Raw genomic sequence first — 11,830 nt, forward strand, 5'->3', positions numbered from 1 at the left:
CGCTCGGCCGGGAGCGGGTCGACCCCGCTCCCGCGCCGGTGCTCGCGATCAGCCGCGGTGGTCCGCCTGCTCCTTCCGGTGGCGGGGGAGGCGGTGGGACTCCACCGGCCGGCCGCCGTCGAGGTGCTCGGCGACGACGCGGGCGGCGGCAGCCGGGTCCACCCGCCCGTACCAGATGTCGTCGGGCTGGACGGTGACGACGGGGGCCTGGTTGCAGGGGAACTGGCACCCCGTCTGGGTCACGAGCACGTCGTCGTCACCGAGGCCCCGCGCGCCGAGCTCCTGCACCAGGGCGCGCAGTCCCTCCTCGGCGCCCTGGGCCGCGCAGCGCGGGCCGCGGCACACCAGCACCTGATGCCGGTGGCCCGGGACGTCCTCCCAGGCCGCCGAGGTGAGGCCGGGCTCCGTGCCGGTGATCGCCTTCGTCACCGCGGCCACCGCGGCGACCGCGTCGGGCGAGTCGGCGAGGCGGGTCGCGACGAGCAGCTCGGGCCGGTGACCCGTGCGCTCGCGCCACCAGTGCGCGGCGATCCGCCGCAGCCAGGAGTGGGCGGGGCCGGAGGCCGTGAGGCGGACGCCGACCACGACCACGGTCCCGGTGCCCGCGTCGGCCAGCCTGGTCAGCTCGGCCGACAGCGACGGGTCCGCCTGCTGCAGGAACGCGATCGAGGTCCGGTGCGAGGCCGCCGTCCGGAGGAGTTCGTCACGGCGGACGGCCTCCGCGATCGACATGCCGACCAGCAGCACGGCGCTGCGGCGGGCAGATTCCGGGAGCGGGGAGGTCATGGCGTCGTCCTTTCGGGGAGCAGTCCGTTCCACCGGATGTGCGGTCGGTCGTGCCGGGGGTGGCGTTCCACGGTGGCGTCGACGCCGTAGACGTGCGCGATCATGGGCGAGGTGAGCACCTCCGGGCCGGGCCCGTGGGCGACCAGCCGGCCGTCGAGCAGGACGGCGATGTCGTCGCAGTAGGCGGCGGCGAGTTCGAGGTCGTGCAGCGCGGCCACCGTGGTGATGCCGAGGCCGCGGACGGTGTCGAGGAAGCCGAGTTGGTGGCGCAGGTCGAGGTGGTTGGTGGGTTCGTCGAGCAGCAGCACGCCGGGCTCCTGCACCAGCGCCCGCGCGAGCTGGACCCGTTGGCGCTCGCCGCCCGACAGCGTCGGCCAGGACCGGTCGAGCAGGTGGCCGACGTCGGCCGCGGCGACGGCGTCGGCGAACACCGCCCGCTCGTGGGCGTCGGCCGCGGTGTTCGCCGGGACGGGCCAGCGGCTGCGGTGCGGGGTGCGGCCGAGGTCGATGACCTGGCGGACCGGCAGCGACAGCCGGGTGTCCGCCTGCTGCTCCATGAAGGCCACCTGGCGCGCCCGTCGGCGGGCGGTGAGCGCGTGGAGGTCCTCGCCGTCCAGGAGGACCCGCCCGCCGCTCGGCCGGGTCAGTCCGGCGACCGCGCGCAGCAGGGTGGTCTTCCCCGCGCCGTTGGGCCCGAGCAGGCCGGTGACCCGGCCGGGGGCGAACGCGAGCGAGACCGCGTCCAGCAGGGTGGCTCCGCCGATGCGCACCCGAAGGCCCTCGGCACGGAGCTCGACGGGGGGTGTCGCCGTCACTGTCCGCTCCCGTCGGCCCGGCCCTGGCGCCACAGCAGCCAGGCGAAGAAGGGTGCTCCGAGCCCGGCCGTGATGATGCCGACGGGGAGCTCCCGGTCGGGGAGGACCGAGCGCGCCACGATGTCGCTGCCGACCAGGAGGGACGCGCCCACCAGCGCCGACACGGGCAGCAGGACGGCGTGGCGCGGTCCGCAGACGAGCCGGACCACGTGCGGCACGACCAGGCCGAGGAACCCGATCACGCCGGTCTGGGCGACCAGGCACGCGGTCACCAGCGCGGCGGTGGCGACGAGGACCCAGCGGGTGCGCTCGACGTGGACGCCGAGGGAGCGGGCGGCGGTCTCGCCGAAGGCGAAGGCGTCCAGGTCGCGGGCCGAGGAGGCGAGGACCGTGATGCCGATCAGCGCGACCGCGGTCAGGAGGACGGCGGTGGGCCACCGCACGCCGGCGACCGAGCCCAGCGTCCACTCCATGACGCCGCGCGCCGCGTTGCGGTCCCCGAGGACCAGCACGACGAACGAGGTGTAGGCCCCGCACATCTGGCCCACGGCGATGCCGGCGAGCACGGTCCGGGTGGTCGGCAGCGTCCGGGTGCGCGCGGCGGCCAGGGCCAGCACGACGACGGCCGCGAGCAGGGCACCGGCGAACGCGGCGACCGCCACCGCGCCGGTGCCCACGGCGCCGGACACGCCGACGCCGAGGACGATCACGGTGACGGCGCCGGCGGCGGCCCCGTCCGAGATCCCGAGCAGGAAGGGATCGGCCAGGTCGTTGCCGGTGAGGGTCTGCAGCACGGCGCCGCAGACCGCGAGTCCGGCGCCGGTGGCGGCCGCTCCCAGGACCCGGGGCAGCCGCAGCTGCCAGACGATCTGGTCGTCCAGCAGCGTCACGGGCGGGTCGCCCAGTCCGAGACGGCGCACCACGACCTCGAACACCGTCCGGACCGGCTCGTGCTGCGAGCCGACGGCCAGACCGAGGAGCACGGTGGTCAGGAGCAGGGCGGCGGCGACGGCCAGGGCCGCCGCCGTGCGGCCCGGACCGGCGGGCCGCACGGCGGGGCGGGGTGCGGCGGTCATGAACCCGGGCGCAGCAGGCCCAGCCCGGCCGACACCCGGGCGGCGCCGTCGGCGAGCAGCACGCCGGGCGTCGACTCCGAGAACGGCACCACCACGAAGGCCTTGCGCTGCACGGCGGTGAGCCTGCTCAGCACCGGGTCGTTCTCCAGGTAGTCGATCTTGGACCGGGCGGTGTCCCAGTCGGCGTCCGCGAGCACGATGGCGTCCGGATCCGCGGCGACGACCTTCTCCCAGCTCACGCTCTGCCAGCTGCCGGGCAGGTCCGCGAAGACGTTGCGGGCGCCCACGGCGTCGAGCACCAGCTGCGGCCCGCCGTGGCCGGCGCCGACGTACGGCGCCTTGGTGTCCGAGTCGAACCACAGGACCTTCAGGTCCTTGCCCGCGGCCGTCGCCCTGAACCCGGCCAGCTGGTCCTCCTGCTGCCGCTGGAGCGCGGCCGCCCGCTCCGGGACGCCGAACACCCTGGCGACGTCGTTCAGTTCGCCCCACATCGCCTGCCAGGTCGTCGGCGGCACCTGGCTCTTGTCCGCGCAGCCGAACGGGGACAGGTACGACGGCATGCCCTGGCCGCGCAGTTCCTCCCGGCTTCCCGCGACCTTGTCGGTGAACGCGCTGGAGTAGGAGGCGTACAGGAAGTCGGGACGGGCCGCGAGGAGCTTCTCCTTCGTCGGGTAGTCCTCGGAGAGCACCGGAACGGAGTCGTAGGCCGCCTTCCATTTCTCCGGGACGGCGTTGTCGAGGTAGGCGGTACCGGCCATCCGGGACTCCAGGCCGAGGGCCAGGGCGACCTCGGTGGCCCCCTGGTTGAGCGTCACCAGCCGCTCGGGCGGGGCGCCGGCCGTCACGGTCGTCCCGCAGTTGACCAGGCTGACCGGCGCAGCGCTTCCGCCCGTCGCCGTGGACGCGACGGGCGCGGGGGCGCCCGTGCAGGCGCCGAGCACGCCGGTGAACAGGACGGCCGCGACCGCCCGGCCGGCACGTACCCGACCTGCGGGGCGTGCGGAACGTATGGACGCAAACGGGTACGGCAAAGCGCGGGGCACGTGTTCTCCAAAACCCTCGTGGAACATGTCGCGCCGTGGCCGGTCTCCTGGCTTCCGCATCGACGCACCGCAGCCGACCTTCCCGGGGGGCTCTTCGAGCCGTCCCAGTGGCCCTGACCGCTGGCGGAGCCGGTCAGCGAGGGCCGCGGTACTCCGCGGCAACAGTGGCGAGGGCCGCACCGGACTCGAACCGGTTTCCCGAACACCACGGCGATGGCAAGGTATCAGGCGTGGTCAGGTCGGTGCCGACCGGCTGCCCGAGGACACCGCCCGGGCGCCGGCCGCGCAGCGCCCCCACGCCCACGTGCCGACCACCCCCTCCGCGCGCCTTCGCGCTGCCGCTGCTGCGCGAGGCCGGCCTGACGCTCTCCACCGACCTGCACAACCGGGACGGCGTCAACACCCGCCACGAGCCGCTCGCCCACGCGGCGGACCTCGTCCTCGTCTCGACGACGGCCCTCGCGGATCCCGGGCGGACCATGCGCCGGATCGTCGAGCGCGGCCGGGCCCGGACGGTCGTCGCCTCGGCGGCCGGCGACGCCGTCGGCCGTGACGGACTCCTCGCCCGCGCCGCGGCACTCGACGCAGCGGACGGCGGAAGCCCATGACGGACGCAGCGCGCGGCCACGACGTGCGCGCCCTCGGTGGTGGCCGGTGCCGGGGGCCAGGGGAGGGTGGTGACGTCGCGGGCCGCGGTGCGGGCCGCACCCGCCGGGCGAGATCGTCGGCCGGGTCGTTGTCGTGGCAGCGCGGCGCGGTGTCCGTCGGGGGCGGGACGGTCGCGACCGCCGGCGGTGGGAGCAGGCGGACGGCTCCGTAAGGTGCCGTTGAGCGGCAGGGGTCCGCCCCTGCCGGCCGAGCGGCCGCACGCGGCGCGCTCGACCCGTTCACCGCCGGACGCGGATCGCCGAGGCCCGCCGAGCTCACCCGAACGGTGCGCCGGCGGGCCGAAGGCGACTTGGCGTCAGAAGGGGTTCCGCCCGGGTCACGTCACCGGCAGACAGACGGCGTAGACCATGTAGGAGCCGCTGGTGCTTGCCGAGTTGTTGAAGGACACCGTCCACATGTTCGCGGCGGACGGGTAGGACTCGTACAGCTGGACCGTGAGGTTGTTGCCGCCGAGGGGCGTCCGCAGCCCACCGCCCGTGATGACGGTACCTGCCGGACAGGCCGTGGTTCCCGTGTTGAGTCCGGAGGTCAGGGTGTGGGTCGTCTGGATGATCTGGGTCGGGAGGGTCGGCCCCGCAGGTCCGACAGGGCCGACCGGACCGGCCGGTCCCTGCGGTCCTGCCGGGCCCTGAGGTCCGGGAGGTCCCGGAGGGCCCGGCTTCCCGGACGAGCAGCTGTGCGGGCAGCCGCCCCCTCACCGGTGGTCGGTCTCGTCACCGGCCTCCGCCTGGGGTGTCACGAATCCGGTCAGCAGTGTGGCGGCCAGCACCGGCAGGGCGACGTTCCGCAGCAGGGTCAGGTGTTTCCGTCGCAATCCATCCTCCGTGAGTTCCTCGAATTCCGATCCCGTTCGTACACCGCACATGGCGGTGGCCGGGGCGCAATACTCATGTGAACACGCCTGAGAAGGCCGCGCGAGCAAGGAGATCCCTCTGGGGAATCGACCGAACCCGAGAAGCTGACACGGTGTCCGATGGGTCCGGGGACGTCGTACCAGCGGCTCGCCGGCGGACCGCCATTGACTCGCTGACGGTGGGTCGATCTGCGGCGACCTCCGTCATCGGCGGCCACCCGTTCCCGGTTCTCCTGAGATGCGGGAGGAGCTCGCGGGGACTACGCCGGGCGGTCATCGGCATGGGGATGTGATCGGTTTTCCTGCCGGACGGCCTTTCCCGCCCACCGGATTTCCACGCACTCGACCGGTGTGTCCTGGTGCTGTGCAAACGGCGCCGAGCCGCATCCCGCCGGACCGGTCCGACGTCGGCCGACCTCGGCATGCCGACCCTCGGCCCGCCACCGGATGCGGGCACACCCATCCGCCGACCAGGGTCACCGCCCGTCGGCACGGCACGGCACGGCACGGCACGGCAAGGCACCGCGCCGCCCGGCCGGGCAGCCGCGGCCTCTGACCGGGCTCCGACAAACTCGCTGTCCGGCGGCCGGAGCCCCGTGATACACAACCGTCGTGCAAAAAATCTTGGAGTTCCCCGAGGTCCTGCGGCTGATCGAGGACCGCTCGGCCGCGTTCCGCGCCGCGATCGCGTCCGCCCCCGACCTCGACGTCCAGGTCCCCGGCTGCCCGGAGTGGACGCTGCGCGAACTGGCGCAGCACCTCGGCGACGGCCGCCGCCGTCAGGCCGCCGTCGTCGCGGCGGGCCCGGGTGCCGAGCCCCCGGCGAGGACGGACCCGAAGGGCGCCCCGACCGCGCCCCGCGACCGGGAGGCCCTGGACGCCTGGCTCGCCGAGTCGACCGAGCTCATGCTCGCCGCGCTGCGCGAGGCCGGCCCGGACCGCGGCTGCTGGACGTGGTGGGGCCGCTCGCAGGCCCCGGAGACCAGCGGAGCCCTGGCCCGGCACCAGATCCAGGAGATCGCCGTCCACACCTACGACGTCCGGCTCACCCTGGGCGCCGCACAGCCGCTGCCGACGGACGTCGCGGTCGAGGGCGTCGACGAGTTCCTGACGACCGTCTCGGCGACGACCGTCCCGTGGCCGTTCAAGCCGGCGACCATCGACCTGCACGCGACCGAGGGCGGCTCCTGGCGCCTGACCCTCGACGCCGACGGCGTGCGCTGCGACGACCTCGCCGCCGACGCGGAGCCGGGCGACCTGGTGATGCGAGGCGCAGCGAGCGACCTGGTCCTGTACTTCTACGACCGCATCCCGCTCGACCGCCTGGACAACACCGGCGACACCGAGCCGATGGAGCAGCTCGCGGAGTGGGACCCGAACGCGTAGCGCGCGGGACGCGTCGGCCGGTGGTGCCCGCGCTCCTGCGGGCGCCACCGGGCCGACGGCGCCCGGTGCGGGGCCGTCACGGGGACAGCCACTCGCCGAAGAGGGGCGCGAGGCCGTTGCCGCCCTCCGCGCACGCGAACGTCCCCGGGCAGCACCGTTCCCACCCGGTGGGCGTGGCCAGCAGGGTCAGCCGCGACCACCGGGTCGCGGAGGGGGAGGACCGGTGGAGCCGGAGCCCGAGCTCCGGCACCGTCACGTCGTCGGCGGTCGGGGAGGAGGGGCGGGCCGATCCCGGCAGGACGGAGACGACGTCCGCGGCGGGGTGCCCGAACAGGTCCACGCCGTCCCAGACCACGGGGTGCTCCCCCCTCGGGCCCGGGCGCGCGCCGGCCTCGACGATCACCTGGACGAGGCCGTCGGCGCGGCCCGGACCGCCGCCGGCGACGGTCAGGGCGAGATCACCGAAGACCCCGACCGTGTTCCAGGCCGGGTCGAAGAGGATTCCGGCGAGCCACGCGTCGTGGGCGTCCCGCAGCGATGCGAAGTCGGCGCGGGCCGGCGCCGCGCACTGTCGCGCCCGGTGGCTCCCGGGCGTCGCCGCGAGCATCGCGGAGGCCTCCTGGGGCGTCGTCCCGAACCCGAGCGTCCCGGCCCCGTCCGGCAGGGTGACGCCGGTCCCCGGCAGCAGTTCCAGCATCGGGCCATTGTGCCCGGCGACCGCGCGAGACCGGCCGGTGGCTAGGATGCCCCCCTGAATCACTCCGGCCGCGGTGGACGCCGATCCGGGCGCCGCCTGTTCCCGTGACGGGCCGGCACCACAGGAAGGCGGAACGTCTCGCATGAAGGCCCTTGAGCACGCCCACTTCGGGCACGTGGAGACCGGTGCGCTCCGCGACACCGACGTCATCTGGCGGGGCACCTCGCAGGTGGGGGACGACGAGGTCGAGGTCCTGCTGTGGGCCGGGCCGTCCAGTGCGCCGGACGCCGGGGAGCTGGACGATCTCGCCGCGTGCCTCACCGGCCTGCCGGCGCTCGACGCGGCCGCGCGTGCGGCTCTGCGAACGTACCTGGACGGGGACCGCTCCTTCGTCGACTTCCACCTGGAGGAGCTGGAGGGCAGCGGGGCGGCCGGCCGTCTCGTCCGGGAGGCGGCGGGCGACGAGGTCGGGACGGCGGCCTTCGTCGCGGCCATGCGCCTGAACGGCGTCGGGCTGTGGCTGGGCGGGGTGTCCGACCGGCCGCCGGTCGTCCTGGACTACGTGTTCGAACCCGATCTCAGCGACCAGATACTCGCCGTCGGAGCGACCCGGCACGGGGCGGTGGCATCCGTCGACTGGGAGAGCTGACGGTCCGCTCAGCTCTCGCGCGAGGCGGCGTGCCGCCGGACGGGTGCGGTGCGGCCGTGGCGGTCGGCCTCCTCGGCGGTGGCGTGGACGGGGAAGAGGGGTGCGGCGTCGGTGAGGTCCAGCACCCGGCGGGCCATCGGGCAGGGAGCGATCAGGACGAGGGGGATCCCGGCGACCAGGGCCCTGCGGCGGGTGATGAGGAGCAGGTTGAGGCCGCTGGAGGTGAAGAGCCCCACGTCGGCGAGGTCGACGGCCAGCACCGCCGGACCCTGGTCGAGCGCCAGGTGCAGGACCTCCGCGGCCTCGGCCTCGCTGTCCATGCTCAGATCGCCGGAGAAGCGGCAGACGACGGTCTCCCCGACCCGCGCGGTTTCGGACTTCAGCCACGGACTCACGGCCGGCCCTCCCTCGGGCCCGCGCCCGGCGCGCCGCCGGCGGCGGCCGTGACGGGTGCGTCGGCCCAGGCGTCGGCGAGGCGCTCCAGTCCCTGCCACAGGTCCAGCGCGGCGTCCCTCAGGTGCACGGCGGCGGGGCTGTCCGCCTCGGCGGCGACCAGGTAGGCGTCGATGCCGGTGACGGAGTGCCGCAGCCGTCGGCGCAGCGGCTCGACCTCGCCGGCGTGGTCGCCGTGCTCGCGGGGCACACCGATGCGCTCGGTGAGGAACGCGGCGAGGCGTTCCAGTTCGTGCCGGGTCATCTGGGTCACGGGACCAACTCCCGGGAGGGCTCCGCGCGACGGTGGCTGCGCGGGCGGTGCGGGTCTTGACGTGCCTCCACTGTTCGCCCCCGGGGCAATGCCTGTCAACCATTGCACGAAAATAGTGTCGTGTTTTGATCGTCGTGAATCGCCGGACGTATAATCGGCCCATGGACGACGGCATCCCTCTCGCGCGGCAGTGGACGTTCCTGACCAATCACGCCCGCGTGCTCGTCCAGATCGCCCGCGACCCCGGCATCCGGGTGCGCGACCTCGCCGCCCAGTGCCTGCTCACCGAGCGCGCCGTCCAGCGGATCATCGTCGACCTCGAAGAGGCCGGCTACCTCAGTCACCAGCGCAACGGCCGCACCAATCACTACACGGTGATCGACAGCAAGCAGCTGCGTCATCCCGCGGACTCGGGCCCGACCCTCGCCGAGCTCCTCTCGGTCCTGCTGCGCTGAGGCCCGCAGGGGGTTGCGGCCCCCCGCTCACGAAGGCCCTGCCCCGTTCCGGCGTTCCGGGGGCGGGGCCTCCGTCGTGACGGGCGCGACGGGCGCGACGGACCCGGCGGAGCCGGCCTGCCGACGGCCAATTTCCCGGACAGCGCCCCCGTGGCGAAGCATTTCGGCCAACTTGGTGCCGTGCGGGTGACGTGTTCCCACCAAAACTGGCACTGTACCGTCCCGTCGCCGCATCGGCCCGCGCAGGTCGCACGAGCCCCGCAGGGCGCGGCGAGCACGTCGAAGACCGTTCCAGCGACTCGAACCACCAGCTCTCCCGGGCGGCATCACCCTCGACCGCCCGGCTGACTCCGGCCGCCCAGACCCGGCCGTCGCAGGAGGAGTTCCGTGTGACTCGATCCCCCAGAAAGTCCGTCACCGCAAGCGCGTTGATCGCCGGCGCCGCGATGATCGCGGCCGCGCTGCCGGCCGGTGTCGCGGCCGCCGAGGAGGCCCCGGCCGGGGCGCCCGCCGAGGCGCGGGCGTTCGCCGGTGCGCTGCCGGTGGAGCTCTCGGCCCAGCAGCGCGGTGAGCTGCTGGCGGCCGCCGACGCGAACCGGGCGGAGGCCGCCAGGTCGCTGAACCTGGGCTCGAAGGAGGCGCTGGTCGTCAGGGGCGTCACCAAGGACGCGGACGGCACCGTGCACACCCGCTACGAGCGGACCTTCGACGGACTGCCGGTCCTCGGCGGCGATCTGGTGGTCCACACCGCCCGGGACGGCTCCGGCAAGGGCGTCACCAGGGCCACCGAGGCGGACATCGCCGTCGACACCACCGCCGGGGAGGGTTCCGAGGCGGCGAAGGGCCTCGCGCTGGAGAGCGCCGCGAGCGCGAAGGTGCAGGAGCCGGCGGCCGACAGCGCCCGCAAGGTGGTCTGGGCCGCGTCCGGCACCCCGCGGCTCGCGTGGGAGACGGTCGTGACGGGCACGCAGGAGGACGGCACGCCGTCCGAGCTGCACGTCATCACCGACGCGGGCTCGGGCAAGAAGATCTTCGAGTACCAGGCCATCGAGACCGGCGTCGGCACCAGCCAGTACTCGGGCCAGGTCGCCATCGGCACCTCGCCGGCGGCCGGCGGCGGTTACGCGCTGACCGACCCCACCCGCGGCGGTCACAGCACCTACGACCTGAACGGCACCACCGGCACCAGGACGCTGTTCACCAACCCGACCGACACCTGGGGCGACGGCACCGTCGCCAACCGGCAGACCGCCGCCGTGGACGCCGCCTACGGCGCCCAACTCACCTGGGACTACTACAAGGACGTCCACGGCCGCAACGGCATCAAGGACGACGGCGTCGGCGCCCACACCCGGGTCCACTACGGCAAGAACTACGTCAACGCGTTCTGGTCCGACAGCTGCTTCTGCATGACCTACGGCGACGGCGCGGGCAACGTCAAGCCGCTGACCTCGATCGACGTCGGCGGCCACGAGATGACCCACGGCATCACCTCGGCCACCGCGGGCCTGATCTACAGCGGCGAGTCCGGCGGCCTGAACGAGGCCACCTCCGACATCATGGCCGCCGCCATCGAGTTCTGGGCCGGCAACCCCGAGGACAAGGGCGACTACCTGGTCGGCGAGAAGATCGACATCAGGGGCGACGGCACCCCGCTGCGCTACATGGACAAGCCCTCCAAGGACGGCAGGTCACGGGACTACTGGTCGTCCGACGTCGGTTCCGTCGACGTGCACTACTCCTCCGGTCCGGCCAACCACTGGTTCTACCTGGCCTCCGAGGGCAGCGGCGCCAAGACCGTCAACGGCGTGGCCTACGACTCCCCGACCTCCGACGGCCTGGCGGTCACCGCCATCGGCCGGGACGCCGCCGCCAGGATCTGGTACCGGGCGCTGACCACCTACATGACCTCGTCCACCAACTACGCCGCCGCCCGTGTCGCCACCCTCCAGGCCGCCGCCGACCTGTACGGGCAGACCAGCGCGACGTACCAGAACACCGCGAACGCCTGGGCCGCGATCAACGTCGGCCCGCGGGTCGTCGACGGCCTCCTGCTCGACGCCGTCGGCGACCAGGTGACCGAGGTCGGCGCCCCCGTCGAGCTGCGGGTCAAGGCCACCAACTTCAACCCCGGTGCCGTCACCTACCACGCGACCGGCCTCCCCGAGGGCCTGTCGCTCCACCCGGTCACCGGCCGGATCACCGGCACCCCGACCGTCGCCGCCACCTCCACGGTCACCGTCACCGCCAAGGCCTCCCACCACAGCAGGCTGTCGACGACGTTCACCTGGAAGGTCTCCCCGGGCATCTTCGCGAACACCACCGCCGTCCCGGTCCCGGACGGGGGCCCGGCGGTCTTCTCGGACATCGTCGTCGACCGGATCGCCGGCCGGGCGCCGAGCGACCTCAAGGTCGCCGTGGACATCAAGCACACCTGGCGCGGTGACCTGGTCATCGACCTGGTCGGCCCGGACGGCACGGTGTACTCGCTGAAGAAGAGCAACCTCAACGACTCGGCGGACAACGTCGTCGAGACCTACACGGTGGACGCCTCCGCGCAGCTCGGCAACGGCACCTGGCGGCTGCGGGTGCAGGACGTGTACCGCGGCGACTCGGGCCGCATCGACGGCTGGAAGATCATCTTCTGATCGGTTCTCCGTCCAGGTGATCGGCCCCGGTGATCCGGCCGGCGAAG

At 74.0% G+C, this 11,830-nt stretch carries 12 protein-coding genes and 1 riboswitch; of the genes, 5 read left to right on the forward strand and 7 right to left on the reverse strand.

Features of this window, described 5'->3' with window-relative positions:
• Nucleotides 1-48: 48 nt before the first annotated feature.
• From ACFXAM_RS33930 to ACFXAM_RS33945, 4 genes are read right to left on the reverse strand one after another with little or no spacing between them, the layout of a single operon-like run.
• Nucleotides 49-786: a ferredoxin gene (locus ACFXAM_RS33930; protein ID WP_380297171.1), complete on the reverse strand. Its 738-nt coding sequence runs from the start codon at nt 784-786 to the stop codon at nt 49-51.
• A complete protein-coding gene (locus ACFXAM_RS33935) occupies nt 783-1,601 on the reverse strand; it encodes an ABC transporter ATP-binding protein (protein ID WP_380297173.1) in 819 nt (272 codons plus the stop codon). Before ACFXAM_RS33935 ends, ACFXAM_RS33930 begins: the two co-directional genes overlap by 4 nt.
• The gene (locus tag ACFXAM_RS33940) at nt 1,598-2,677 is read right to left on the reverse strand and encodes a FecCD family ABC transporter permease (protein ID WP_380297174.1); all 1,080 of its coding nucleotides are present in this window, start codon (nt 2,675-2,677) and stop codon (nt 1,598-1,600) included. Before ACFXAM_RS33940 ends, ACFXAM_RS33935 begins: the two co-directional genes overlap by 4 nt.
• Nucleotides 2,674-3,522, reverse strand: coding sequence for an ABC transporter substrate-binding protein (locus ACFXAM_RS33945; protein WP_380297176.1), 849 nt, complete (start codon nt 3,520-3,522; stop codon nt 2,674-2,676). The genes ACFXAM_RS33940 and ACFXAM_RS33945 overlap by 4 nt, the downstream gene beginning before the upstream one ends.
• A 217-nt stretch (nt 3,523-3,739) precedes the next feature.
• A riboswitch (cobalamin riboswitch) is annotated at nt 3,740-3,945 on the reverse strand.
• A gap of 5 nt (nt 3,946-3,950) precedes the next feature.
• Here ACFXAM_RS33945 and ACFXAM_RS33950 point away from each other — a divergent pair.
• Both ACFXAM_RS33950 and ACFXAM_RS33955 read left to right on the forward strand, forming a co-directional pair.
• Complete coding sequence (locus ACFXAM_RS33950) at nt 3,951-4,328, forward strand: hypothetical protein (protein ID WP_380297178.1); 378 nt, start codon at nt 3,951-3,953, stop codon at nt 4,326-4,328.
• A 1,526-nt stretch (nt 4,329-5,854) separates the two neighbouring features.
• Nucleotides 5,855-6,628: a maleylpyruvate isomerase N-terminal domain-containing protein gene (locus ACFXAM_RS33955; protein ID WP_380297180.1), complete on the forward strand. Its 774-nt coding sequence runs from the start codon at nt 5,855-5,857 to the stop codon at nt 6,626-6,628.
• 76 nt (nt 6,629-6,704) lie between these two features.
• Here ACFXAM_RS33955 and ACFXAM_RS33960 read toward each other — a convergent pair whose 3' ends face one another.
• Nucleotides 6,705-7,325, reverse strand: coding sequence for a hypothetical protein (locus ACFXAM_RS33960; RefSeq protein WP_380297182.1), 621 nt, complete (start codon nt 7,323-7,325; stop codon nt 6,705-6,707).
• Nucleotides 7,326-7,467: 142 nt separating this feature from the next.
• Between ACFXAM_RS33960 and ACFXAM_RS33965 the strand changes: the two genes are divergently transcribed.
• Nucleotides 7,468-7,974, forward strand: coding sequence for a DUF2004 domain-containing protein (locus tag ACFXAM_RS33965; protein WP_380297184.1), 507 nt, complete (start codon nt 7,468-7,470; stop codon nt 7,972-7,974).
• Between the two features lie 8 nt (nt 7,975-7,982).
• Here the strand turns inward: ACFXAM_RS33965 and ACFXAM_RS33970 are convergent, their stop codons facing one another.
• Nucleotides 7,983-8,369 carry an STAS domain-containing protein gene (locus ACFXAM_RS33970; RefSeq protein ID WP_380297186.1) on the reverse strand — a complete coding sequence of 129 codons (387 nt, stop codon included), beginning with the start codon at nt 8,367-8,369 and terminating at the stop codon, nt 7,983-7,985.
• A complete protein-coding gene (locus ACFXAM_RS33975; protein WP_380297188.1) occupies nt 8,366-8,680 on the reverse strand; it encodes a hypothetical protein in 315 nt (104 codons plus the stop codon). The genes ACFXAM_RS33970 and ACFXAM_RS33975 overlap by 4 nt, the downstream gene beginning before the upstream one ends.
• Nucleotides 8,681-8,841: 161 nt before the next feature.
• On the opposite strand from ACFXAM_RS33975, the gene ACFXAM_RS33980 reads away from it, so the two are divergent.
• Together ACFXAM_RS33980 and ACFXAM_RS33985 are read left to right on the forward strand one after the other, a co-directional pair.
• Entirely contained in the window at nt 8,842-9,135 is a 294-nt protein-coding gene (locus tag ACFXAM_RS33980; protein ID WP_380297189.1) for a helix-turn-helix transcriptional regulator, read from the forward strand.
• A 389-nt stretch (nt 9,136-9,524) separates the two neighbouring features.
• On the forward strand, nt 9,525-11,783 hold the full coding sequence (locus ACFXAM_RS33985; RefSeq protein WP_380297191.1) for a M4 family metallopeptidase: 2,259 nt from the start codon (nt 9,525-9,527) through the stop codon (nt 11,781-11,783).
• Nucleotides 11,784-11,830: the final 47 nt, after the last annotated feature.

It is taken from the genome of Kitasatospora sp. NPDC059462, from assembly GCF_042749955.1.
Lineage (GTDB): Bacteria > Actinomycetota > Actinomycetes > Streptomycetales > Streptomycetaceae > Kitasatospora.

What these genes read in the sequence shown, in the direction of transcription:
- ACFXAM_RS33930 (WP_380297171.1), bottom strand. Translation starts at nt 786, where the DNA reads ATGACCTCCCCGCTCCCGGAATCTGCCCGCCGCAGCGCCGTGCTGCTG.
- ACFXAM_RS33940 (WP_380297174.1), bottom strand. Translation starts at nt 2,677, where the DNA reads ATGACCGCCGCACCCCGCCCCGCCGTGCGGCCCGCCGGTCCGGGCCGC.
- ACFXAM_RS33960 (WP_380297182.1), bottom strand. Translation starts at nt 7,325, where the DNA reads ATGCTGGAACTGCTGCCGGGGACCGGCGTCACCCTGCCGGACGGGGCC.
- ACFXAM_RS33965 (WP_380297184.1), top strand. Translation starts at nt 7,468, where the DNA reads ATGAAGGCCCTTGAGCACGCCCACTTCGGGCACGTGGAGACCGGTGCG.
- ACFXAM_RS33980 (WP_380297189.1), top strand. Translation starts at nt 8,842, where the DNA reads ATGGACGACGGCATCCCTCTCGCGCGGCAGTGGACGTTCCTGACCAAT.